The following is a 24,301-nucleotide window of genomic DNA, read 5'->3' on the forward strand; positions in this document are numbered from 1 at the left end:
TACTACGCGGGGTGGGATGCAGGAAGCGTCATGAGAGCTGGATCCTCCCGGTGCGCCTCCGCCGTCAGCGTCCCTGTCCACGTCCCGTGCACCTCCCCGCTCCGGGACGCGGATCAAGTGTCGGTGGGCTGGGGCATGATGAGGGAGTGACGCAGGTGCTGACGAGGTTCACTCCCGCCACCCATGAGTGGTTCGCGGGAGCCTTCTCCGAGCCCACCCCTGCCCAGGAAGGCGCGTGGAGGGCCATCTCCGCGGGCTCGAACGCGCTCGTCGTCGCGCCCACCGGATCCGGCAAGACGCTTGCAGCCTTCCTCTGGGCCCTGGACCGGCTGATCGCCTCGGGCGACGGCGGCAACGAGCCGGACGGCTCGGGGCCCGCGGCGCCGGCCAAGGGGCGCAAGGTGGCTGCGCCGAAGCGCAGCACCCGCGTGCTGTACATCTCCCCCCTGAAGGCGCTGGGCGTCGACGTCGAGCGGAACCTCCGGGCTCCGCTGATCGGCATCACCCAGACCGCGAAGCGCCTCGGCCTCCCGGCGCCGAGCATCACCGTGGGGGTGCGGTCCGGGGACACTCCGCAGGCCGAGCGCCGTGCCATGCTCACGCGGCCGCCGGACATCCTCATCACGACTCCCGAGTCGCTGTTCCTCATGCTCACCTCCAAGGCGCGCGAGACGCTCCTGGAGGTGGACACCGTCATCATCGACGAGGTCCACGCCGTCGCGGGCACCAAGCGCGGTGCCCACCTCGCCGTGTCCCTGGCGCGCCTCGACGCGCTGCTCGAGAAGCCCGTGCAACGCATCGGCCTCTCCGCGACGGTGGAACCGAAGGAGACGGTGGCCCGGTTCCTCTCGGGCAACGCCCCGGTCGAGATCGTGGCCCCGCCCTCCAGGAAGCAGTGGGACCTCACGGTCACCGTGCCGGTGGAGGACATGACGGAACTCGGCGGGGCGGCCGCCAACACCGACGACGACGGCGACGCCGTGCCTCAGGCGAGCATCTGGCCGCACGTCGAGGAGAAGATCGTCGACCTCATCGAGCAGAACCGGTCGACCATCGTGTTCGCCAACTCCCGCCGGCTCGCGGAACGCCTGACGGCGCGACTGAACGAGATCCACGCCGAACGGCTCGAACGCGAGGCCGTGTGGGCCGCAGGCGGCGAATCGGCCGCTATCGGGCCTGCCGAGGCCGCGCCGTCGTTCGCGTACACCACGGCCACACCCGCGCAGATGATGGCGCAGGCCGGGCAGACCACCGGTGCGGAGCCGCTCCTCGCCCGGGCCCACCACGGTTCCGTCTCGAAGGACCAGCGCGCCCTCATCGAGGACGACCTCAAGTCGGGGCGCCTGCGCTGCGTCGTCGCCACGAGCTCGCTGGAACTCGGTATCGACATGGGCGCCGTGGACCTCGTCGTGCAGGTCGAGTCGCCGCACTCCGTGGCCAGCGGCCTGCAGCGCGTCGGCCGGGCCGGGCACCAGGTGGGCGAGGTGTCGCAGGGCGTCCTCTTCCCCAAGCACCGCGGGGACCTCGTCAACACCACGGTCACGGTAGAGCGCATGCTCGCGGGGCAGATAGAACCCCTGTACATCCCCACCAACCCGCTCGACATCCTGGCGCAGCAGACCGTCGCGGCCGCGGCGCTCGGCACCATCGACGTCGAGGAATGGTTCGACGTCGTCCGTACGTCCGCGCCGTTCGCCACCCTGCCCCGCTCCGCCTTCGACGCCACCCTCGACCTCCTCGCGGGCCGCTACCCGTCGGACGAGTTCGCCGAGCTGCGGCCGCGCATCATCTGGGACCGCGTCGAAGGCACCATCACGGGCCGGCCCGGTGCCCAGCGGCTGGCGGTCACCTCCGGCGGCACCATCCCCGACCGCGGCCTCTTCGGGGTGTTCCTCGTCGGATCCGACGGCGAGGGACCCCGCGCCGGCGGCCGCCGCGTCGGTGAACTGGACGAGGAGATGGTGTACGAATCCCGCGTGGGAGACGTCTTCGCGCTCGGGGCCACGAGCTGGCGCATCGAGGAGATCACGCACGACCGCGTGCTGGTCTCCCCCGCGTTCGGGCAGCCGGGCAAGCTCCCGTTCTGGAAGGGCGACTCCCTCGGCCGGCCCGTCGAACTCGGCAGGGCCCTCGGCGCCTTCGTCCGCGAGATGTCCGGGACCACGACGGAGAAGGCCCAGGAACGCTGCGCGAGGATCGGGCTCGACGCCTGGGCCTCCGGCAACCTGATCACCTACCTGACAGAGCAGCGCGAGGCCACGGAAGTCGTTCCGAGCGACCGGACGCTCGTCGTCGAGCGTTTCCACGACGAGCTCGGCGACTGGCGCGTGGTCCTGCACAGCCCGTTCGGCATGCCGGTGCACGCGCCCTGGGCGCTCGCCGTCGGAGCCCGGCTCGAGCAGCGCTACGGGATGGACGGCTCGGCGATGGCCTCCGACGACGGCATCGTGCTCCGTGTACCGCTCATGGACGACGAACCTCCCGGCGCCGACCTCTTCCTCTTCGACGCGGAGGAGCTCGACGGCATCGTCACCGCGGAGGTCGGCGGATCGGCGCTCTTCGCCTCACGGTTCCGCGAATGCGCGGCGCGCGCCCTGCTGCTCCCCCGCCAGAACCCGAGCAAGCGGACGCCACTCTGGCAGCAGCGCCAGCGTTCGGCGCAGCTGCTCGACGTCGCCAAGAAGTACCCCACGTTCCCGATCGTCCTCGAGACGGTGCGCGAATGCCTGCAGGACGTCTACGACCTCCCCGCGCTGAAGGACATCGCGGCATCGCTCGAGCGCCGGGAGCTGCGCATCGTCGAGGTCACCACGCAACAGCCCTCCCCGTTCGCACGGTCCATGCTGTTCGGCTACGTCGCGTCGTTCCTCTACGAGGGCGATTCCCCGCTGGCCGAGCGCAGGGCCGCCGCCCTCTCACTGGACCCGACCCTCCTCAACGAGCTGCTCGGCCGCGCCGAGCTGCGGGAACTGCTGGACGCGCAGGTCATCGCCGACACCGAGCTGGAACTGCAGCGCCTCAAGCCGGACCGCCTGGCGCGGGGGCTGGAGGGCGTCGCCGATCTGCTGCGGCTGCTCGGACCGCTGACGATCGACGAGATCTCCCGGCGGCTCGAGGCCCCTGCCGGCGATGCTCCTTCCGGCGGTTCTCCTTCCGGTGAGGTCGCTGTTCCGGGCCCCGGGCGCGCGTCCGCCGACGTCGTCCAGCAGCACGTCGCCGCGCTGGTCCGGGCCAACCGGGCCCTGACGGTCCACATCGCGGGCGTGGAGCGCGTCTCCGCCGTCGAGGACGCGGCCCGGCTGCGCGATGCGCTGGGCGTCCCGCTGCCTATGGGCATCCCCCTCGCGTTCATCGAACCCGTGGCCGATCCCCTCGGAGACCTCGTGGGACGGTACGCCCGCACCCACGGGCCGTTCACGGCGGCGGAAGCGGCGTCGCACCTGGGCCTCGGGGTCGCCGTCGTCGCAGGTTCACTGCAGCGCCTCGCAGGTGCCGGGCGGGTCGTCGAGGGCGAGTTCCGGCCTGCGGAATCGGTCCCCGTGCTCGACATCTCCGCGGCATCCGGAGCGGCTCCGGGCACCATCACCGTGCACGCTCCCGCCTCCAGCGAATGGTGCGACGTCGAGGTGCTCCGCCGGTTGCGCCGTCGCTCCCTCGCCGCGCTGCGGCAGGAGGTCGAACCGGTCGACCCCACGGCCTACGGCCGGTTCCTGCCGGTCTGGCAGCACATCGGCTCGGGGCTTCGGGGTCTCGACGGGGTGGTCACCGTCATCGACCAGCTGTCCGGCGTGCCGATCCCCGCATCCGCGTGGGAACCGCTGATCCTCGCGCAGCGCGTGGCCAACTATGCCCCGGCGATGCTCGACGAGCTGACCGCGACGGGCGAGGTGCTCTGGTCCGGCGCGGGATCGCTGGCGGGCAATGACGGCTGGATCGCGCTGCACCTGGCCGAGAACGCCCCGCTGACGCTGCGGCCCGACCCCGCGTTCGAGCCGTCCTCGCTGCACACGGCGCTGCTCGACCTGCTCGCCGGGGGCGGCGGCTACTTCCTGCGCCAGCTGACCAACCTGCTCGACGTGCAGGAGGCGACCTCGGACACCGCCGTCGTGACCGCCCTCTGGGACCTGGTGTGGGCGGGCCGGATCAGCAATGACACGTTCACGCCCGTGCGTTCGCTCCTCGCCAACGGCAAGACCGCGCACAAGCAGCGGCCCGCACCGGCACGCGCGCGCACGTCGCGTGCAGGACGGCTGGGCCGCGCGCCGGGCAAGTCGCTCACCGGAGCATCGATGCGGCTGAGCATTGCGGGGGACGACGCCGGGAGCGGCGGCTACCAGCGCGCGACCCCTCCCCTGGCTGCCGGCCGATGGAACATGCTGCCCGCGGTGGAAGCCGAGACGACGCTGCACGCCCACGCCACGGCGGAGCTGCTGCTCGACCGCTACGGCGTGGTCACCCGCGGCGCCGTCGGCAACGAGGGTATCCCCGGAGGCTTCGGCCTCATGTACAAGGTGCTGGCCCGGCTCGAGGAGATGGGCCGGTGCCGCCGCGGCTACTTCATCGAGCACCTCGGCGCGGCGCAGTTCGCCGTACCTGCGACGGTCGACCGCCTGCGCTCCTTCAGCGCGGACAACCAGCTGCCCACCGCGCAGGACGTCCTCGGCGGTGAAACCCCGCCCCTGAAGGCCGTGGCACTGGCAGCGACGGACCCGGCGAACCCCTACGGCGCGGCGCTCAACTGGCCGCAGGCCGAGGGCGGGCACCGCGCCGGACGGAAGGCGGGCGCCCTCGTGGTGCTCGTCGACGGGGCACTCGCCCTGTACGTGGAGCGCGGCGGAAAGACGCTCCTGACGTTCACGGAGGACGCCGACGTCCTGCGGGCCGCCGCGCTCGCCCTGGTCACGGTCATCCGCCGGGGTGCGGCGGACAAGATGGCCGTCGAGAAGGTCAACGGCGGCGAGATCCTGGACACCGACATCGGACGCGCCCTCGCGGACGCCGGGTTCTACCCGACGCCGAGGGGGCTGAGGATCCGTGCCTGAGGGGGACACCGTCTGGCGTGCAGCCCGCGAACTGCACAGCGCCCTCGCCGGGAAGGTCCTCACGCGCTGCGACATCCGTGTACCGCGCTTCGCGACCGTGGACTTCACCGGCGACACCGTCCAGGAGACCGTCGCCCGCGGCAAGCACCTGCTCATCCGCGGCGGGGGCGACGACGGGTGGGACATCCACTCGCACCTGAAGATGGAAGGGCTCTGGCACGTCTACGCGCACGGGGAGAAATGGCGCAGGCCCGCGTTCAAGGCCCGCTGTATCCTCGAGACGGACGACGCCGTCGTCGTGGGGTTCGAACTCGGGTTCCTGCGCGTGATTCCACGATCCGAGGAAGAGGACGCCGTCGGGTACCTGGGCCCGGACCTCCTCGGGCCCGACTGGGACCCGGACGAGGCGCTGCGCCGGTTGCTCGAGCAGCCGGACCGGCCGATCGGCCTGGCCCTGCTGGACCAGCGGAACCTCGCCGGGATCGGCAACGTGTACCGGTGCGAACTGTGCTTCCTCGCGGGCGTCCACCCGCTCACCCCGGTGGGCGAAGTACCCAACCTCCCGCGCATGGTCGAACTGTCGAAGAAGCTCCTCGAAGCGAACAAGGCGCGCAGCACAAGGGCCACCACGGGCCGGCTGCGCGGCGACACCCTCTGGGTCTACGGCCGCTCCCGGCGGGGATGCCTGCGCTGCGGTACACCGGTGGCGCTCGAGCAGCTCGGGGACAAGGACACCGAACTCCGGGAACTGTACTACTGCCCGCACTGCCAGCCCCGATTGGAAGCCCCGACAGGAGCGGCACTACCCTGACTGGGTGGACGGAACTGGACCGGTGATGCGCTGATGGCGATGAAGTCCCCCCTGCCCGTGCGCAACGGGGTCAACGCGACGCGCCTCCGCCTCCCCTCCGAGGGCCCGTGGGGAACTGCGCTGGAGTACATCCTCGACCGCTTCGACCACGTGGATCCGGAGGGCATCGGCGAGCGCTTCGACCGCGGCGAGGTGGTCGCACTCGGCGGCGAGGTCCTCACGCGTTCCACTCCCCTCGGCGAGCACACCTTCGTCTGGTACTACCGGGAACTGCCGGTGGAGGAGCGCCTGCCGGTCGAACTGTCCGTCCTGTACCAGGACGACCACCTGCTCGTCGTCGACAAGCCGCACTTCCTGCCCACCACACCGGGCGGCATGTACGTCGCGGAATCGGCCCTGGTGCGGCTGCGGGTGGAGCTGGATCTCCCGGACCTCATCCCCATGCACCGCCTCGACCGCATGACGGCGGGCATCCTCATGTTCTCCGTCGATCCGGAGACGCGGGGCGCGTACCAGCTCCTCTTCGAGAACCGGCGCATCCGCAAGGAGTACCGGGCCGTCGCGCCCGTGCGCGCCGACCTGGGGCTCGATGCCGCGTCCCTCGACGTGCGGAGCCGGATCGTCAAGTCGCGGACCTACCTGCTGGCGCAGGAGGTGGAGGGACCCCCGAACACGCACACCACGGTCAGCCTGCTCGACCAGCGCGAGGACCGGGGCCTGTACCGGCTCCAGCCGCACACGGGCAAGACCCACCAGCTTCGGCTGCACATGGCGTCACTCGGGCTCGGAATCATCAACGACCCGTTCTACCCCGTCCTCCAGCCACAGGCCCCGGACGATTACGCGAAGCCCTTGCAGCTCCTGGCGCACAGCATCGCCTTCACCGACCCCGTGGACGGTACGGACCGGAGTTTCGAGTCGGGCCTCACGCTCGCCGAGTTCGCCTGATCTTCACCCCGATTATCATCCGACCCCCGGGATTTCCGGTGTCCGGACGGTAGATTTGCAGGGTGGACCTGCCCGGCATGGACATCCCAGCACCGCTCTACCTCCTCGTCATGTTCGCCGTCATCTTCGTCGACGTGGTGCTTCCCGTGGTGCCCTCCGAACTCCTGGTGATCGGTGCCGGCACCATGTCGGCCCACGACATCGTGCTCCTTCCGTTCGTGATCATCGTCGTGTTCGCCGGCAGCTGGATCGGCGACGTCGCCATCTTCCTGCTGTTCCGGCGCAAGCTGACACACTTCCTCGACCGATTCCGCTGGGGCCGCTCCATCCATCGCGGGTTGCGCAACGCCATCGACAAGGCCGGCACCTCGCCCACCTACGCCGCCGTCGTCGCCGTCCGGTTCCTTCCCGGTGGCCGGACCGCGAGTGTGGCGGCCGCGGGCATCGCCGAACTTCCGCTGCGCCCGTTCATGCTTGCGGCGGCGGCCGGAGGTGTCCTGTGGACCGCATGGCTGGTCGGTCTCGGTTTCGTCGCGGCGGCGTCCACCGGCTTCCCTGTGGGGGTCAGCGCTCTGCTCGGAATGGCTGTGGGTACGCTGGTGGGAGCCATCACGGCGGCAGTCCTCGCCCTCAAGAAGAAGCGGAAGGCCACAAAAGCGCATGAGCACCCCGAAGAACCCGGGCCCCAGGCTTCCTGACAGGCCGGCCGGTCCGCCGACGATCACCGGTGGAGCTGCTGCGGCCACCCCGCCGACGAGCGTCCTCGAACGGCTGAAGGCCGCGCAGCCCGCTGCCCCCGGGACGACCGGGGGCGCGGCAGCCGAAGTGCTCTCCGACGCGGTGAGCGCCGGGATGACGGGAGCCCGTCGGACGGCGACGCCGGGGGATGCGGACGTCGCGAACGGGGGCCTCCCCTCCGAGGGGAAGGGTGCCGGCGTCACCCGGGGTGAGGGCGCTTCGCGCCCTGGTGCCAACCGAGGTGGGCGTCTCCGCGCCGGGGCGGCGCGGAGTGACCGGCTCCGGCTCGTGGCCCTCCGCACCAAGCGGCTCCGTCTCGCGGCGGCTCGGAGTGAGCGGCTCCGCCTCGCGTCCGACAGGGCGAACGCCGCGGCGCGCGTGACGGGAACGGTGATCCGCCGCGGCAGCACGGCCACGGTCCGCCACGTCGGGTCCTGGCACCCGGACACCGTGCGGCAGTGCACCGTGACCCTGTGCGCTGTCGCTTGCGTCCTCGGGTCGGCGGTAGGCGTCGGTGCCTTCGGCGGTCCGTCCATCCGCGATGCCGCCGGCGGCCTCTTCGCTCCGGACGCGACGCTGCTCGCGCCGTCGTCGTCGGCCTTCTCGATCTGGAGCGTCATCTACGGGGGGCTCGTGGCCTACACGGCCTTCCAGTGGCTGCCCTCGCAGCGGACGAGCGAGCGCCAGCGACAGCTCGGTTGGGCGGTCGCGGCCTCGATGCTCCTCAACCTCGCATGGATCCTCAGCGCCCAGGCGAACCACCTGGCACTCAGCCTCGTGGTCATCCTGCTGCTGCTCGTCGCCCTGGTGTCTGCCGTCCGCACCCTGAACGACCACCCGACAGAGACGCGCCTCGAAGGTGCGCTCGTGGATACGCCGATCGGCCTCTACCTCGGGTGGGTGCTCGTGGCCGCCGCGGCCAATGCGGCGGCGTTCCTGACGGACAGGAACACCGACCTGTTCGGCTGGAAGGGCAGCACGTGGGCGATCCTCGGCATCCTCGCGATCCTCCTGACCGCCGCCGTCATCTGCTCCACGGACCGGGGACGCCTCTCCGTGGCTGCGGCGGTCTCCTGGGGGCTGCTCTGGATCGCCGTCGAGCGGGTGCTGGGCGAGCCGTTCGCAGTGAACATCGCCTTCGCTGCCGTTGTGGCCATCTTCCTGCTGCTGATCACCGCCGGATCGCGCCGGCACCGCGTGGACCACGCCTACCGCCACTGGCTCCGGGCGGAGGAGGACGCCAAGCGCGAACCCCTCGACCTGCTGGGCGGCGACTACGAGCACTCGCGCCACTGAGCGTCGCCGGGCCGGGCGCGTAGCGCCGGACGTTCCGTGCTCCACCCACGGGAACCCGTCGGAGCGACGCCTCACGCCCACGGGCACCCGGAACGGCGCCTCCCGCCCTCGCTAGCCCTGGTCGCCCACCGTGACGGCGATCTTGCCGCGCACGTGGCCCTCCATGCTGCTGCGGAAGGCGTCGGCCGCGCGCTCCAGCGGGAAGGTCTCGGCGAGGACGGGCTTCACGCTGCCGGCTTCCACGAGTTCGGTCAGGGCGAGCAGGTCGTCCGGGTTCGGCCGGACGAAGATGTAGCGTCCGCCCCTGTCCTTGACCTCTGCATCGACCACGGAGGCTACCCGTCCGGGAGTCCTCAGGTGCTCGAGGGAGGCCGGCAGGTCGTCGCCGCCCACGAAGTCGACGACGGCGTCGAGTCCCTCGGGAGCCGCGCCTGCGATGCGGTCCGCGAGTCCCTCGCCGTAGGTCAGCGGCTCCGCGCCCAGGGACCGCAGGAAGTCGTGGTTCTTCTCGGAGGCGGTCGCCAGTACACGGGCGCCCCACGCCTTCGCGATCTGAATGGCGTAGTTCCCCACGCCGCCCGCTCCGTTGTGGACGAGGACCGTGTCACCCTCGCCGACGCCGACGGCCCGGAGCGCCTGGTACGCCGTGAGCCCGACGAGCGGGATGGTGGCCGCCTCCGCCCAGGAGACGTTGCGCGGCTTCCGGGCCAGCGCCCGCACGGGCGCGGCGACCTGCTCGGCGAACGTGCCGAACGCGACGGTGTCCATGCGGACGTACCCGATGACCTCGTCGCCGGCCTGGAACTCCGTCACCGACGGACCGGGCTGCACGACGACGCCGGCGACGTCCCAGCCCGGGATCACCGGGAAGAAGGCCGGCAGGGCAGCGTCGAGGTACCCGGCGGTGATCTTCCAGTCCACCGGGTTGACCGAGGATGCACGCACCTCGACGAGGACCGAGTCCGGCCCCACCTTCGGATCGGGCTGGTCCCCGTACTGCAGGACGTCGGGATCGCCGTACTTCTCGTAAAACACTGCCTTCATGGTGCTCCTCCTTGCAGATGATCCGGCCGTGGCCGGTGTCAGCTTCCAGAGGCGGCAACCGGCACGTCCCGACACGTATTCCGGCGCGCGTGCCCCTCGCCCCAGGAGAGACACGCGAGGGCGCGGATCAGCCGGTGTTGCGCATCCCCGCAGCGACCCCGTTGATGGTGATCAGCATGGCCCGCTGCAACTGCCCGTCCGGGCGGCCGCCGTCGGCCTCCGCCCGCACCCGGCGCAGCAGTTCGACCTGCAGGTAGGAGATCGGGTCGAGGTACTGGTCCCGTACCGCCAGCGACCGCTTCAGCACGGGCTGGTTGTCGAGCAGTTCGTGCTCGCCCGTGAGGTGGCGGATCTCCGCGAGGGTCAGCTCGTACTCCTCCCTGATGACGCCGAAGAGGTGCTGCAGTTCGTCCGGCACCAGGGCTTCCACATAGTGGGCCGCGATCACGAGGTCGGTCTTGGCGAGCGTCATCTCCACGTTCGAGACCACGGTGCGGAAGAAGTGCCAGCGGTCGAGCATCTCGGCGAGCAGGCCCTCGTGGCCCGCCTCGCGCGCAGCCCGCAGCCCCGACCCGACGCCGAACCAGCCGGGGACGATCTGCCGTGACTGGGTCCACCCGAAGACCCAGGGGATGGCCCGGAGCCCGCCCAGGCCGCTGCCGGAGTCCGGCCGCTTCGAGGGACGCGACCCGATGTTGAGCGAACCGAGCTGTTCCACCGGCGTCGACGCGAGGAAGTACGCCGGGAGGTCCTCGTGGTCGATCAGGGAGCGGTACCGGGTGAAGGCGGCATCGGACACCGTCTCCATCACCTCCGCCCAGCGGTCGCGGTCGTCGTCGGACGTGCGGGGGGTGCGGTGCAGCGCAGAGCCCTGCATGACGGCGGCCAGGGACAGTTCGAGGTTCTCGCGGGCCAGGGCCGGCAGCGAGTACTTGTCGCTGATGACCTCGCCCTGCTCGGTGAACTTGATCTCCCCTTCGAGCACGCCGTTGGGCTGCGCGAGGATCGCGTCGTAGGTGGGCCCGCCACCGCGGCCCACCGACCCGCCACGGCCGTGGAACAGGCGGAGGCGGACGCCGTGCTTCGCCGCGACGTCGCGCAGGCGCCGCTGCGTCTTGTGGATCTCCCAGAGGCTCGTGACGACGCCGGACTCCTTGTTGGAATCCGAGTAGCCGAGCATGACCTCCTGCAGGTCGCCCCGAAGTCGCACCACCTCCCGGTAGGTCGGGTCGGAGAGGAGGGTGTCGACGATCTCCGCCGAGACCCGGAGCTCGTCGACGGTCTCGAGCAGCGGGGCGAACCCGATCTTCGCGAAAGCACCCGAGTCCGGGCCGCCTGAGCCGTTCCCGACGACGTCGACCAGGCCGGCTTCGCGGGCAAGCACCACGGGGGCGAGGACGTCGTCGGCGCCGCGCGTCATGGAGACGATGTAGGTCTCGATGACATCGGGTCCGTAGGTCTCCAGCGCCGAGGCGATCTCGCGGAAGACATCGAAGGTCCGGCGGGCACCGTCGTCGAGCGGCGGGTTGAGGGTCGCCAGCGGACGCCGGGACGCCAGTTCGCGGGAGAGCGCGCACAGGCGGGCCTCCCGGTCCAGTTCCAGGTAGGGCACCTCGAGTTCGCCCAGCCGGTCTGTCAGCTGCGCGACGACGTCGTGGTGCATGTCGGCGTGCTCACGGATGTCGAGCGTGGCCAGGTGCAGGCCGAAGGACGAGATGACGCGCGACGCCGTGGCGAGGGCGCCGTCGGCCGCCAGGCCCGCGGCGTGCTGCCGGAGCGAGTCCCCGACGAGCTGGAGGTCCGCCAGCACCTGGGCGGTGTCGTTGTAGTCGCGGCCCGGCTCATGCGCCGTCTGGTTCTGGACCCGCGTCGCGGTGTTGAGCAGCTTGGCCTTCACGCACGTCAGCTTGAGCCGGTACGGCTCCTGGGCGTTGAGCTCGAGGATCCGCTTGTCGAGGCGCGGAAGGCTGGCGAGGTCGCGCTCGATGGACGCCGTCAGCTCGGCGGACGCTCCGACGATGGCAGTCGAGGAGGACAGCGAGGAGATCAGCCGGTCGACGAAGTGGATCGCGATCCGCACGGCCTGCTGGTTCTGGATCTGCAGGATCTCCCGGGTCACGGCGGCCGTGACGTTGGGATTGCCGTCGCGGTCCCCGCCGATCCAGGAGCCGAACTTCACGGGCGCTCCGACGGCGGGAAGGGTGACGCCGTGCTCGGCAAGGAGATCCGAGAGGTCCTCGAGCAGTTCGGGCATCGACGTGGTGAGGATGTCACCGAGGTAGTAGATGGCGTTGCGCGCCTCGTCGATCGGCGTGGGCCGTACCTGGCGCAGCTCGTCCGTCTGCCAGATCAGGTCGATGACCTCGGCGAGCCTGCGGTCCTGGCGGCGCCGCTGCTGCGAGCCCTCCGTCGTCGCCTCGGCGAGGATGTCGGAGAGCCGACGCAGCTTGTCGAGCACAGAACGGCGCGAGGCCTCGGTGGGGTGGGCCGTGAAGACCGGGCGGACGTCGAGCTCCTGGACGACGTCGGCGAGCGCGCCAGGACCGGCGTCGGCCGCGATCCGGGACACGGTCTGCGCGAGCCAGCCGTCCTCCTCGGAGCGCGTCCGCAGTCCGCGCACGCGGTGCACCTGCTCGGCCGCGTTGGCGAGGTGGAAGTAGGCGGCGAAGGCCCGGACCAGCTCGGTGGCCTGGTCGATGGGAAGTGCCGCGAGGAGCTCCCGGACCTGCTCCGCGAGCACTGCGCGCTCGCCGACGTCGCTGACGGTGCCGGACTCCTTGGATTCCTTGGTGAGCAGGCGGACGCGCTCCACGAGGTCGAGGAGATCCTGCCCGTGTTGCCGGACGAGCGATTCGCCGAGCAGGGTGCTGACGCGGCGCACGTCGGCACGGAGATCTGAACTGAGATCTCCCGCGGTCTCGCTGAACTGGTCGGCGGCTTGCGCGGGGGACACTTCGAGGGGCACTGTCACAACAGCCTGCTTTCAGGGCACGGAAAACGGGGCGTATGCGGCACTGGATACGACGGATTGCTGTTGGGATACTACCCAGTAATGTGGCGTGGGCCTCACTCGGTCCGTCATGTGAACCGGACCGGCCGGCTGGCGCAGCCCTCGAATGGCGGCGGCGCCGCCGTGGAACTCCCGATCGGACACTGCCCGACCGCGGCTCCTGCAGCGTCGTGGACGGCTTCACGCGGCGACGGGGTCGAACTCCGGCGTGTTGCCGCCCGACACGCAGTTCCTCGCCGAAACGCGTGCCCGACGGCGCGGCCGGGGTCGCTCCGGCCGCACCCCGCCGCCGTCGTTCCTGGTTCTTGACGGAGGCGGGGTTCGAACGTCGGCGTGTTGCCGCCTGACACGCAGTTCCTTGCTGAAACGCGTGCACGACGGCGCGGCCGGGCCGCTCGGGCCGCACCCCTCGCCGTCGTTCCTGGTTCTTGACGGAGGCGGGGTTCAAACTCCGGCGTGTTGCCGCCTGACACGCAGTTCCTCGCCGAAACGCGTGCACGACGGCGCGGCCGGGCCGCTCGGGCCGCACCCCGCCGCCGTCGTTCCTGGTTCTTGACGGCGACGGGGTTCAAACTCCGGCGTGTTGCCGCCTGACACGCAGTTCCTCGCCGAAACGCGTGCACGACGCCGCAGCCGGGGCCGCTCGGGCCGCACCCCTCGCCGTCGTTCCTGGTTCTTGACGGAGGCGGGGTTCGAACGTCGGCGTGTTGCCGCCCGACACGCTCTGTCAGGCCAAAACCCTGGAACGACGGCGGCGCTGGCAGAGGATGCGTCAGGCGAAGGCGGAAATGCCCGTCAGCGCCCTGCCCACGATCAGGCTGTTGATCTCGTAGGACCCCTCGTACGTGTAGACCGCCTCGGCATCCGCGAAGATCTTCGCCATGGCGTAGTCCGTCACGATCCCGTTCCCGCCCAGGATGCCCCGCCCGAGCGCGACCGTCTCCCGCATGCGCGCGGTGGTGAAGGACTTGGCGAAGGCTGCCTGCACCATGTCGGACGCCCCGTCCTCCTGCAGTTGCGCGATGCGCGCCATGACGGCCAGGCTCGCCGTCGTATTGCCCATCATGGTGACGAGCTGGTCCTGGACGAGCTGGAAGCCTGCGATCGGCCTGCCGAACTGGTGGCGCTCGACCGCGTACTGCCGGGCGACGTCGAACGCGGCCAGTTGCTGCCCGACGGCCTGCCATCCGACGAGGATGCGCGATCCGAGCAGGAGCTGGCGGGTGTCGTTGAAGGACTCGATCCCGGCGAAGCGGTCCGCCTCGGGGATCCGCACGTTGGTCAGGGTGATGTCGGCGTTCTGGACCGTCCGCAGCGCGATCTTGTTGTCGATGGCTGTCCGGGTCACCCCGGGCAGCGAGGCGTCGAGGATGAAGCCCCGGACGTCCCCTGTCGCGGTGTCCCTCGCCCAGAGCAACATGTAGTCGCAGAACGTGCCGTTGCCGATCCACCGCTTCGCGCCGTTGAGGACCCAGCTGTCTCCGTCGCGCGTCGCCGTCGTGGTCATGCCGCCGGCGACGTCGGACCCGTGCTGCGGCTCGGTCAGAGCGAACGCACCGGTGATCCTGAGGTTCATCGCGTCCTGCAGGAGGCGGGCCTTCTGTTCCTCGCTGCCGAAGGTGTGGAGCGCCTCGACGAAGAGGTCGTGGTGGACCAGGAAGAACGTCGCGATCGAGGTGTCGGCGCGGGTCAGCTCGGCGATCACGAGGCCGCTGAACAGGTGGCTGTACCCCTGCTGCACGGGCGTACTCAGATTCAGCGAGGCCAGCTTGGGCAGGATCCCGGAGGGGAACTCGGCCCGGTTCCACCACTCGATGGCGTGCGGCGAAACCTCCTTGGCGAGGAAATCCCGGACGTCCTGCAGCTTCTCCCGCTCATGGGCAGCCAGAAGGGACTCGAAGCCGAGGAGATCGGCGGTGGGCAGCTGGCTCTCCATCGAGCCGTCCTTTCGGTTGAGACCGGGCGGTTGAGGGAACGGCTACTTCGGCGCCATGCGGATGGCGCCGTCGAGGCGGATCGTCTCGCCGTTGAGCATCTGGTTCTCGATGATGTGCGCTGCGAGCGCGGCGTATTCGGCGGGCTTGCCGAGGCGCGACGGGTGCGGCACCTGCGCGCCGAGCGAGTCCTGGGCCTCCTGCGGCAGCCCGGCCATCATCGGGGTCTCGAAGATCCCCGGGGCAATGGTCACGACCCGGATCAGGGAGCGGGCCAGTTCCCGCGCGAGGGGCAGGGTCATCGCTGCGACGCCACCCTTGGAGGCCGAGTAGGCAGGTTGTCCGATCTGGCCGTCGAAGGCGGCGACGGAGGCGGTGTTGATGATGACGCCGCGTTCCTCCGATCCGCCGAGTCCGCTGACCGTGCCGGTCACCGCCATGGCCTCGGCGGCGAGCCTGAGGACGTTGAAGGTTCCTACCAGGTTGACGGTGACGACGCGTGCGAACTGATCCAGCGGAAGGACGCCGTCGCGCCCGAGGACCTTCCCCGGCGTGGCGATTCCGGCGCAGTTGATCACGATGCGCAGCGGGCCGAGTTCCGACGCCGCAGCGACCGCGGCCTGGACCTGGGCGGGATCGGCGACGTCGGCGGCGACGAAGCGGACGCGTGTGCCGGCGGGGTCGAGGTCGGCTGCCGCATCGGCGCCGGCGGACTGCGGAAGGTCGACCAGTACCACCGAGGCGCCGTCGTCGAACAGCCTGCGGGCGGTGGCGAAGCCGAGCCCGGATGCGCCACCGGTGACGAGGGCTACTGCTCCCCTGATATCCATGCCTGATCCTTCCACTGCGGGAGGGCCGCCATTGGTCCATCCACGCGCCCAGCGTACTGTGACGCGGACCACTGCGCACCCGGACGACGATCAATTGCGCATCCTGCCCAACGCGGGGGTCACGGCCTGTGGCTAGGGTGGTCATATGCCCATTCCCGACGAGGCCGCTGCGTCGGCCGCCCACAGCGTGCGGCACCTGTTCTCCCGACGGAGCCTGCACGTCCCCGGAACGAGGCTCGGAGCGATCGCCCTCCCTGCCCCGATCGGTCGCCGCCATCACTGGCACTACTGGTGGCAGGCGCACTTCCTCGATTGCCTGCTGGACGAGCACCTCCGGGATCCGGCCGGGAACGCCCTCTCCGAGGCCCGCAAGCTGGCCCGGGGTATCTGGCTGCGGAACGGCGGCCGCTGGCTCAACTCCTACTACGACGACATGGCCTGGCTCGCCCTGACCCTCCAGCGCCTCGATGCGATGGAGGGACGGCGCCGCCCCCGGCGCCGTGTGCGCGTCCTGGGTGACGCCCTGCGATCGGCGCATACGGACGAGCTCGGTGGCGGCATCTTCTGGAACACCACGAGGGACTACAAGAACACCGCGACCACGGCGCCGGCAGCCCTGTTCTTCGCCCGCGCCGGTGACTTCGGCCGGGCACAGGAACTGCTCGACTGGCTCCGCACCCGCGTGCACGATCCGGCGACGGGACTGTACCTGGACGGGGTGAAGGCGGACGGATCCGCGGGCGGCGTCGTCGACCGGAGGGTGTACACGTACAACCAGGGCACGGTGCTCGGCGCGCTCGTCGCTGTCGGCGGCCGGGAGAACCTGGAGCATGCGGCGGACCTGGTGGACGCGGTCTCCCGCTCCACGGCGGACGACGACGGCGCACTGCCGTTGGGATCCAGCGGCGATGGCGGCCTGTTCGCCGGGATCCTCGGACGCTACCTCGCCCTGGCGGTCTCCACGCCGGGGATCGGCGCGCGCGCCGCCGCCACCGGCCGCTCCCTGCTCGCGACCACCGCGGAGCGGCTCTGGACGGGCCGGATGCAGGCGGGCCCTGGCGTGTTCCTCTTTCCGCCGCGGCAGGAGGGACCGGTGAGCCTGTCGTCCCAACTCCAGGCCTGGACGATGCTGGAGGCCGAGCAGGCCTGCCGCTAGCCGCCCTGCTCCTTGTCCTGCTTCCCGCCCTGCTTCCCGCCCTGCGGATAGAAGGTCTCGCCGCGGGCCAGCATGGCGACGAATTTAGCGATGTTCCGCTCCTTCGCGGCATCCGTCTTGAGCTGGGCGAGGCGGAAGATCAGCGCATAGCGGTTTTGGGAGGACAGGGTGCGGAACATGGCGAGCGCGGCGTCGTCGGCCTCGATCGCAGCCATCAGGTCGGGCGGGATCTCGGCCGTCGCGGGCCCGGCGTAGGCCCGCTCCCACCGGCCGTCAGCCTGGGCTGCCGCGACCGCCCGCTCCCCCGCCGCGTGCATGCGCCCTTCGGCCCGCAGCCGCTCGACGAGGCCCTGGTTACGGATGGACCAGATGCTGCGCGGGCCGCGGGGCGTGAAGCGCTGGAAGTAGCTGCCGTCGTCACGTGCCCGCGCCTGCCCGTCGATCCAGCCGAAGCACAGCGCCTCGTCGACCGCCTGCGCATACGTGAGCAGCGTCGTCGTTCCGCCCTTCTTGTGCTCGATCAGCCAGACGCCGGGCGAGGCCTCGTGGTTCTCCTCGAGCCAGTGCCGCCAGGCTGCCGCGTCGGGCAGCAGGAGTTCGGGAAGTTCGGCCTTCATGCGATCACCCTAGGCCGCCCCGGGCCATCCGGGAACGGGTTGCGAGCACGTCAAGCCATGGCCGAGGATTCCAGGGGGCGGCCGACCGCCCCGCCGGGCCTCATGCACGAGACCGGCACCGCGCTGCCGACTCCCTGACCGCAACTCCCTGTCCGGCGACTTCCTGACCGCAGTGACGGACGGGCGTCCCACATCCGAAGGAAAACCGATGCTCCGCGTCCGTCCCATCGTCTCCACCTCCGGCCTCGCCCACGGCGCCGTATTCCTCCGGGCACTCGGACTCAGTGCGGCCCAGGACCCGGCGCCGAACGATTCGTTCGCTGTCTTCGACGCCGGGAGCGGCCGGCTGGCGCTTCGCTCCTGTCCGGCCGGCAGCCCCGGGGACGGCACCACGGCTATCACGTTCGAGGTCGGCGACGTGCGGGAATTCGCACGGAGGACCTCCGAAGCCGGCACGCCCGTCGAGCTCACCGGGGAGCACGGCCTCGTCGCCCGGGTTCCCGCACCCGACGGGGCCTCCCTCCCCGCCGAGGCGGGTCCGCGCGAGACGGCGGCTCCGGCGTCGCCCCTGGTGGTCCTCGCCCTCTGGCAGACGCCCGACGTCGCCTCCGCGGTCCGCGTCCTGAAGGACATGGGCGCCAGGCCCAGGAGCAGTTCCGACGCCGGCACGCGGCACGACTTCACCACGAAGAACGGCGGGCTCGTCGCCGTCCACCACGCGGAGCGCGCCGGAATGGAGCCTGCCTTCGAGTACGACGGCGATGTGCGGGACCTGGCCGCGAATCTCACCGCAGCAGGCTTCGAACCCGGAGTGGCCGGAGAGAGCCACCAACGATCGCTTCGTGTCCGTGCTCCCTGGGGGGGCGGAGGTCCGGATCAGCCAGCGACAGCGGGACCTGCCTTCGTGGTCGTGACCTGGTCACTGACCCAGCGCGGCCGCCAGTTTCGGGATGTACAGCGCGGCCACGGCATCGTGACCGGCCTGTGCCAGGTGGACGTTGTCCAGGTACTGGGCGTCAGCCGTACTGGCGAGGCCGGCGACGGAAATGAAGGTGACACCATCCTTCGCGGCATTCGCCGCCAGCACATCGTCGATGTGGCGCCGCTGGACGTGCGAGGAATCGCTGCGGGACATGACACCGTTGATGACGATCCTGCTCTGCGGATACATGAGCTTCAGCTTGGCCCAGAGGGCCGAGCTGTCGGCAATGACCTGTGCATCGGACTTCCATGTCGTTGCGTCATTTCCGCCCAGGGAAACCAGAACCAGGCCCGGGGTGCCGCCCGGAAAGGGAACCAGCCCCTGCTGAAGTGCGGTCCAGCCGGTTCCACCGGCCCAGGGGCTCGACGTCGAGTAACCCATTCCGCCGAAGGCCAGGTGCGAGGCCTGGTCGGTGAAGCCCAGGGCACGGGCACCCTGCTCGCTCCAGGAATCGCCGTCGAGCTGGGAATCACCGTAAAGCACCACCGACGTCGCGGTGGCCTCGACCGAGGTGAACGGGTAGACGGAGGTACCAGGCGCATCGGCCGACGGTTCAGTCACCAGCGGCGCGGGGATCAGCGGTGCAGTGACCGGAGGTGGAGTGACCGGAGGCGCACCCGTTGTGATGATGCCCGTCTGGAACTGGGTGTGTGTGCCGGTGGTGTCCTTCCAGGTGTCCCTTGTCGGCCAGCCGTACTTGCCGAAACTGCCGGCCAGGGTGGTGAAGTGGCCGGCGTCGATGCTTCTGGCACCGGTGGTCGGACCCCAGGTGATCACGCCGCCCTGGAACCGCTGGTAGTAACCGCCCTGCCAGGCGGTCTTGTTGCTGGTCGGCAGACCCAGGGAGGACTGTGCGCCACCCTTGTTCTCGTAGTAGGTCTGGATGTAGCCGCCCGTCGTGACGAACACCCGGCCGCTGGAGCTTGACCAGTAAGCCTTTCCGCCCTCGAAATCCTGCCGGACGCCGTTCGTGACGGCGACTTCTTCGGACCTGGGGTAACCCAGGAAACCGCGCTCGTAGGTGTTGGCGGCGAAGTAGCCCTTGATGGCGCCCATGGCCGCGTGGGCTCCTGTCGCGGACGACCAGTACACGGAGCCGTTCTGGAACTTCTGAACTGCTCCACCGCGGACATCGAGCCTGAATTCGTCACTGAGGGGGAAGCCCAGGGGCCCCTTGGTCCAGCCGTTGGCGGAATACCGCGCGCCGATGGCATAACTGAGCACCATCTGGGCACCGGTCCTCTGGGTCCAGATGATGGAGCCCCTCTGGAAGCGCTGGGAGCAGCTGACCGCGTCGCAGCTCTTGCTGCTGATGGGGTTCCCGAGCGTGGCGCGGTTGGCGTTCCACTTGGTGTAGGTCACGCCGTCGACGTTGTAGCCGGCGACCCTGAGCGCGGGGACGGAGGTTGCCGCTGGTACCGCTACCGCCTGGGCAGGAAGTGCGAGCCCGGCTCCCGCAGTCAAGGAGAGCACGAGAGCTGTGGCGGCAACGGTGCGGCGCCACTTGATCTCAAACATCCAACGCTTCACGTTTCACAAAGGCATTCTTACAGCATATTCGTATGCAGAGGTGACTATCCGGACTCCCAATTTCGATGACGCCGTGGAGCACTCCAGGTTTCGGTGACCAGTACCGCGGCGAGATCCGGATCAGTGAACGGCAGAGGACTCCGGCTCCCCCGTACGCTGAGAACCCATTCCTCGGACGGATTCAGCCAGCGGCCGAAGAACAGCGCGCCGCACCTCACAGGGTGGGCGTCTGCTATAAAACTGGGGGTATGAACGTACGCACCCCTGACCCCAATCCGGGCTGGCTCTCCGAAGATGACCTGTACGAGGCCCGCCGCCGCCTGCCGATGGTCTACGTGGAGGCGATTCCCGTCCGGTGCGACGCCCTCGGGTACGTCAACCAGGTGGGGCTGCTGTTGCAGGCCAACGAGCAGGGCGAGATGGTGCGGACCTTCGTCTCCGGGCGCGTGATGTACCGGGAGACGATCCGGGCTGCCCTGCTCCGCCATCTCGAGAAGGACCTCGGCCCGCTCGCCCTCCCGCAGCTCCCGCCGTCGCCCGTACCCTTCACCATCGCGGAGTACTTCCCGTCCCCCTCCGAGACCGGGCTGACCGACGACCGCCAGCACGCCGTCGCCCTCGCGTACCTCATCCCTGTGACCGGCGAGTGCAGTCCCCGTCAGGACGCCCTCGAATTGTCCTGGCTGACCCCGTCCGAAGCGCTCAGCCCCTCGATCCAGGCGGAGTTCTCGGGCGGCCGCGCGGACCTGCTGCGGCAGGCGCTCGCGCACGCCGGCTGGGGCCGCTAGCCGTACCTTCGGCCCGAGGAGCACCCGCCGGGGGCCGCGTTACCGTATCGTGAAACGGGCGCGCTGAGCGCTGGCGACATCCGGGGGGCTACTGGCAGAGGTTGGCACGACGTACATGATGGTGGGCAGATTGGACAGGACTGGACTGCGCGCAGTTCCGGCAGAGGTACTGGCGGCAGGGAACGTACTCGCGCTCCCCGACGGCGACGACTCGGCGGAGGTCACCGCCGTCGCTGTCGAGAACGACGACTTCGGAGTACCCGCCCTGGTGATCGCGACCGTGGCCGGAGGGCGCCGGATCTCCATCGCCACTGGATCGATGGTCTATGTCGAGCCGGCCGACGCCGAGATCGGCGTCTCGGCCGTCGCCGCGGACCACGGATCGCCGGAGGCGCTCGTCGCCCAGATAGCGCAGGCACACGCGGACAGCGGTGTCGTCCAGGAGATTGCCGCCCGCCTGGCGAGGGGCATCAACCTCAAGGCCGGCAGCAACCTCCAGGACCTCCAGCAGCTCGCCCTCACACTGTTCATCGACGAGGGCGACACCGCCGCCGCCCTCACCATCGCCGACCTGCTCGCGGAACTCCCGTTCGACGGGAACTTCGGGCGGTGGAAGTGGATCGAGGGGGGACTCGCGATCGCCGCGTACCTCACCCGCCACGACGAGGAGCGCTCGGCCCGGTACTCCGCGGCCATCCGTGCGGCCGACGACGCCGAGACGGACCCGCTGCGGGCCAAGACAGCCGCGATGTACCGGCAGCGCCAGCTCAACGAGCCCAACGTCTACGACCCGGAGATCCTGCGCGCCTCCGCAGCCGGCAGCATCGACGTCGAACGCGACTGGCGGATCCTCCGCATCGGAGTGCTGCTGTACCTGCGGGCGCACGGCGGGTCGGAGACCCTGAACCGTGAGGTGCTCGAGCGCCGGATCGCCGCGGAACTCGCCGCCGTCGCCTCGCTCAACGCCCAGCTGGCCGGGGCCTGACGCCGCGGATCGGCGGCCTGCTCCGGGCTGGCAAAATAGGGTGGTGCATCCACAGTCCCAGCAGTCCTCGTTCTCCTTCTCCGTCCGCAACCGTCTCGAGGACACGACGCCGGGAGCCGGGAACGGCGGGCATCGGCACGGGCGCACCGGGACCATCACCACTCCGCACGGTGAGATCCGGACGCCGGCCTTCATCCCCGTAGGCACCAAGGCATCGGTGAAGGCGGTCCTCCCCGGAGCCATGGCCGAGCTCGGCGCCCAGGCGCTCCTCGCCAATGCGTACCACCTCTACCTGCAGCCCGGAGCGGACATCCTCGACGAGGCCGGCGGACTCGGCGCCTTCATGAACTGGCCCGGCCCCACCTTCACCGACTCCGGCGGATTCCAGGTCATGAGCCTGGGTTCCGGGTTCAAGAAGGTGATCACCATGGACGTTCCCGTGGATGCCGACAAGGCCGGGGCCGACGACCGCATCGCCGTCGGCAAGGAGCGCCTGGCGCACATCGACGACGACGGCGTCTGGTTCAAGTCCCACCTGAACGGTGACCGGCACCGCTTCACCCCCGAGATCTCGATGCAGGTGCAGCACCAACTCGGAGCCGACATCATGTTCGCGTTCGACGAGCTCACCACCCTCATGAACTCGCGCGGCTACCAGGAGGAGTCCCTCGAGCGGACCCGGCTCTGGGCCCTGCGCTGCATCGCCGAGCACGAGCGGCTGACGGGCGAGCGCAGCCACCGCCCCTACCAGGCCCTGTTCGGCGTCATCCAGGGCGCGCAGTACGAGGACCTCCGCAGGAAGGCCTCCGCCGATCTCGGGGCCATGAACTTCGACGGTTTCGGGGTCGGAGGCGCCCTCGAGAAGGAGAACCTCGGGACGATCCTCGGCTGGTGCAGCGACGAGCTGCCCGAGAACAAGCCGCGCCACCTGCTGGGCATCTCCGAACCGGACGACCTCTTCACGGGCATCGAGAACGGCGCCGACACGTTCGACTGCGTCTCCCCCACGCGCGTGGCCCGCAACTCGGCGTTCTACACCCCGGACGGCCGCTGGAACCTCTCGAACTCGCGCTTCAAGAGGGACTTCACCCCGCTGGTCGACGGATGCGACTGCTACACCTGCACCCACTACACCCGGGCGTACATCCACCACCTGTTCAAGGCCAAGGAGATGGTGTCGGCGACGCTGATCTCCATCCACAACGAGCGCTTCGTGGTGCGCATGGTCGACGACGCGCGCGCGGCCATCGACGATGGCACCTTCTACGAGCTGAAGGACGAGGTGCTGGGGCGGTACTACGCCTAGCGCCGTCGTCGGGCCTTCTTAACTTCCCGCCGCCGCGCCGGGTGCCCGGACCCGTGGCGGCGCCCCACCGGCACGGAGCCTGTGCCACGGGTCCGGCCGCCGCCGGAGAGTCGTTTATCCACATCGGAGGACGCCGGACCCACCAGCGGCGCGTGTCCTGCCACTGTCGCACCATGCCTTCACCACTGGATGCGACCGCGACCCGAACACTGTGGCGGTACCGGGAACTCCTCGACGAGGGACTGAGCCGCCAGCGGATCCAGCGGCTGGTGGCCCACGGTGATCTGCGACGGCTACGGAAGAACTGCTACGTCCCGGAACCCCACTGGACCGGGCTCACCACGATGCAACGGCTCGCACTTCAGGCCGAGGCGCATCACCACTCACTCGTGGGCCTTCCGACGGCACAGCACGTCTACAGCCATGAGACGGCGGCTGTGCTCCACGGTCTCAGCCTGTGGAGGCCCGGCACCGCGGTCCATGTCACCCAGCCGACGCGCACCTCGAACGCGAGCCACGGCGCGGACGTGCTGAACCACAGCGCCCGCCTCGCCGCCGACGACGTCGTCCTTCTCCGCGGACTGCCCGTGACGTCGCTCCTCCAGACCACAACCGACTGTGCGCGGACCCTCCCGTTCGACAAGGCCCTGATCATTGCCGATCAGGGCCTCGCTCGCGGCGTCTCGCGGGCGGCGGCCATCGCCCACCTCGAACTGCTCGGGCCCGCCAAGGGAGTGGGCCGGGCGCGCGCCGTGCTTGCTGCATCGGATCCGTTGTCCGAGTCCCCCGGCGAGACACTGACCCGGAGCCGGCTGCTGCGCTTCCGGCTGCCTCCTCCCCAGTCACAGGTCGATGTCCTGACCCGTCTCGGCCGGTATCGGCTCGACTTCGCTTGGCCGGACCTACTGGTGGGACTGGAGTTCGACGGGAAGGTCAAGTACTTCGGCGCCACACCGACGAGCGAGGTCCTGTACCAGGAACGACGTCGCGAAAAGGCGCTGACGGAGGACGGCTGGACGGTGCTTCGGCTCGAGTGGGCCGACCTCTTCCGCGAAGCGGAACTGGAAGCACGGCTCCGTTCTGCCCTCTACTGCGCCGCTACCCGGGCCGCACGGACCCCACGGTCTTGACGGCGCTGCCGTAGCCGGAGTTCCCCGTCGACTCGCGGCAGGCAACCAGGCAGCAGTCCCCCTCCTCGACGTCCAGCTAAACACTTCGGCGGGCAGCCGAGCGCGCAAACCCGTGGCGCGGTGTCATTCCCGGGGAGGGCAACCAACGGGTCTG

Annotated in this window: 16 protein-coding genes; 10 read left to right on the top strand and 6 right to left on the bottom strand. The window is 70.1% G+C overall.

From position 1 onward, the window contains the following. Positions 1-146 precede the first annotated feature (146 nt). The 5 genes from P5G52_RS00350 (at position 147) to P5G52_RS00370 (ending at position 8,835) form a co-directional block, all read left to right on the top strand. A complete protein-coding gene (locus P5G52_RS00350) occupies positions 147-5,042 on the top strand; it encodes an ATP-dependent helicase (RefSeq protein WP_301224013.1) in 4,896 nt (1,631 codons plus the stop codon). Next, positions 5,035-5,853: a DNA-formamidopyrimidine glycosylase family protein gene (locus P5G52_RS00355; RefSeq protein WP_301224014.1), complete on the top strand. Its 819-nt coding sequence runs from the start codon at positions 5,035-5,037 to the stop codon at positions 5,851-5,853. Before P5G52_RS00350 ends, P5G52_RS00355 begins: the two co-directional genes overlap by 8 nt. A gap of 39 nt (positions 5,854-5,892) precedes the next feature. Further along, a complete protein-coding gene (locus tag P5G52_RS00360) occupies positions 5,893-6,801 on the top strand; it encodes an RluA family pseudouridine synthase (protein WP_301228566.1) in 909 nt (302 codons plus the stop codon). A 77-nt stretch (positions 6,802-6,878) separates the two neighbouring features. After that, positions 6,879-7,499 carry a DedA family protein gene (locus P5G52_RS00365; RefSeq protein ID WP_301224015.1) on the top strand — a complete coding sequence of 207 codons (621 nt, stop codon included), beginning with the start codon at positions 6,879-6,881 and terminating at the stop codon, positions 7,497-7,499. Further along, on the top strand, positions 7,462-8,835 hold the full coding sequence (locus tag P5G52_RS00370; RefSeq protein WP_301224016.1) for a tryptophan-rich sensory protein: 1,374 nt from the start codon (positions 7,462-7,464) through the stop codon (positions 8,833-8,835). The genes P5G52_RS00365 and P5G52_RS00370 overlap by 38 nt, the downstream gene beginning before the upstream one ends. A gap of 111 nt (positions 8,836-8,946) precedes the next feature. Here P5G52_RS00370 and P5G52_RS00375 read toward each other — a convergent pair whose 3' ends face one another. The 4 genes from P5G52_RS00375 to P5G52_RS00390 all read right to left on the bottom strand — a co-directional run bounded on the left by P5G52_RS00375 (position 8,947) and on the right by P5G52_RS00390 (position 15,653). Beyond that, complete coding sequence (locus P5G52_RS00375) at positions 8,947-9,879, bottom strand: NADP-dependent oxidoreductase (protein WP_301224017.1); 933 nt, start codon at positions 9,877-9,879, stop codon at positions 8,947-8,949. 127 nt (positions 9,880-10,006) lie between these two features. Then, on the bottom strand, positions 10,007-12,844 hold the full coding sequence (ppc, locus tag P5G52_RS00380) for a phosphoenolpyruvate carboxylase (protein ID WP_301228568.1): 2,838 nt from the start codon (positions 12,842-12,844) through the stop codon (positions 10,007-10,009). Between the two features lie 817 nt (positions 12,845-13,661). Continuing rightward, complete coding sequence (locus P5G52_RS00385) at positions 13,662-14,825, bottom strand: acyl-CoA dehydrogenase family protein (RefSeq protein ID WP_301224018.1); 1,164 nt, start codon at positions 14,823-14,825, stop codon at positions 13,662-13,664. A 42-nt stretch (positions 14,826-14,867) separates the two neighbouring features. Further along, positions 14,868-15,653 (bottom strand): SDR family NAD(P)-dependent oxidoreductase, encoded by a 786-nt coding sequence (locus P5G52_RS00390; RefSeq protein ID WP_301224019.1) that lies wholly within the window; start codon positions 15,651-15,653, stop codon positions 14,868-14,870. Between the two features lie 145 nt (positions 15,654-15,798). Here P5G52_RS00390 and P5G52_RS00395 point away from each other — a divergent pair, with 145 nt between their 5' ends. Next, positions 15,799-16,809: a glycoside hydrolase family 76 protein gene (locus P5G52_RS00395; RefSeq protein ID WP_301224020.1), complete on the top strand. Its 1,011-nt coding sequence runs from the start codon at positions 15,799-15,801 to the stop codon at positions 16,807-16,809. On the opposite strand, the gene P5G52_RS00400 is transcribed toward P5G52_RS00395, so the two are convergent. Then, a complete protein-coding gene (locus P5G52_RS00400) occupies positions 16,806-17,426 on the bottom strand; it encodes a YdeI/OmpD-associated family protein (protein ID WP_301224021.1) in 621 nt (206 codons plus the stop codon). The genes P5G52_RS00395 and P5G52_RS00400 overlap by 4 nt on opposite strands. 919 nt (positions 17,427-18,345) lie before the next feature. Next, positions 18,346-19,926, bottom strand: coding sequence for an SGNH/GDSL hydrolase family protein (locus P5G52_RS00405; protein ID WP_301224022.1), 1,581 nt, complete (start codon positions 19,924-19,926; stop codon positions 18,346-18,348). A gap of 260 nt (positions 19,927-20,186) precedes the next feature. Between P5G52_RS00405 and P5G52_RS00410 the strand changes: the two genes are divergently transcribed. The 4 genes from P5G52_RS00410 to P5G52_RS00425 all read left to right on the top strand — a co-directional run bounded on the left by P5G52_RS00410 (position 20,187) and on the right by P5G52_RS00425 (position 24,147). Next, positions 20,187-20,726 carry an NUDIX hydrolase family protein gene (locus P5G52_RS00410; RefSeq protein ID WP_087072867.1) on the top strand — a complete coding sequence of 180 codons (540 nt, stop codon included), beginning with the start codon at positions 20,187-20,189 and terminating at the stop codon, positions 20,724-20,726. 121 nt (positions 20,727-20,847) lie between these two features. After that, positions 20,848-21,711: a DUF6707 family protein gene (locus P5G52_RS00415; RefSeq protein WP_435868684.1), complete on the top strand. Its 864-nt coding sequence runs from the start codon at positions 20,848-20,850 to the stop codon at positions 21,709-21,711. A gap of 43 nt (positions 21,712-21,754) precedes the next feature. Beyond that, the gene (gene tgt / locus P5G52_RS00420; protein WP_301224024.1) at positions 21,755-23,017 is read left to right on the top strand and encodes a tRNA guanosine(34) transglycosylase Tgt; all 1,263 of its coding nucleotides are present in this window, start codon (positions 21,755-21,757) and stop codon (positions 23,015-23,017) included. A gap of 173 nt (positions 23,018-23,190) precedes the next feature. Then, a complete protein-coding gene (locus P5G52_RS00425; RefSeq protein ID WP_301224025.1) occupies positions 23,191-24,147 on the top strand; it encodes a hypothetical protein in 957 nt (318 codons plus the stop codon). Positions 24,148-24,301 lie beyond the last annotated feature (154 nt).

Source organism: Arthrobacter burdickii (assembly GCF_030433645.1).
Lineage (GTDB): Bacteria > Actinomycetota > Actinomycetes > Actinomycetales > Micrococcaceae > Arthrobacter_D > Arthrobacter_D burdickii.

Bases quoted from the DNA above. Each gene is read 5' to 3' on its own strand.
- P5G52_RS00425 (WP_301224025.1), top strand. From the start codon at position 23,191: ATGCCTTCACCACTGGATGCGACCGCGACCCGAACACTGTGGCGGTAC.
- P5G52_RS00410 (WP_087072867.1), top strand. From the start codon at position 20,187: ATGAACGTACGCACCCCTGACCCCAATCCGGGCTGGCTCTCCGAAGAT.
- P5G52_RS00395 (WP_301224020.1), top strand. From the start codon at position 15,799: ATGCCCATTCCCGACGAGGCCGCTGCGTCGGCCGCCCACAGCGTGCGG.
- P5G52_RS00365 (WP_301224015.1), top strand. From the start codon at position 6,879: ATGGACATCCCAGCACCGCTCTACCTCCTCGTCATGTTCGCCGTCATC.
- P5G52_RS00370 (WP_301224016.1), top strand. From the start codon at position 7,462: ATGAGCACCCCGAAGAACCCGGGCCCCAGGCTTCCTGACAGGCCGGCC.
- P5G52_RS00360 (WP_301228566.1), top strand. From the start codon at position 5,893: ATGAAGTCCCCCCTGCCCGTGCGCAACGGGGTCAACGCGACGCGCCTC.
- P5G52_RS00390 (WP_301224019.1), bottom strand. From the start codon at position 15,653: ATGGATATCAGGGGAGCAGTAGCCCTCGTCACCGGTGGCGCATCCGGG.
- P5G52_RS00405 (WP_301224022.1), bottom strand. From the start codon at position 19,926: ATGTTTGAGATCAAGTGGCGCCGCACCGTTGCCGCCACAGCTCTCGTG.
- P5G52_RS00375 (WP_301224017.1), bottom strand. From the start codon at position 9,879: ATGAAGGCAGTGTTTTACGAGAAGTACGGCGATCCCGACGTCCTGCAG.
- P5G52_RS00400 (WP_301224021.1), bottom strand. From the start codon at position 17,426: ATGAAGGCCGAACTTCCCGAACTCCTGCTGCCCGACGCGGCAGCCTGG.
- P5G52_RS00385 (WP_301224018.1), bottom strand. From the start codon at position 14,825: ATGGAGAGCCAGCTGCCCACCGCCGATCTCCTCGGCTTCGAGTCCCTT.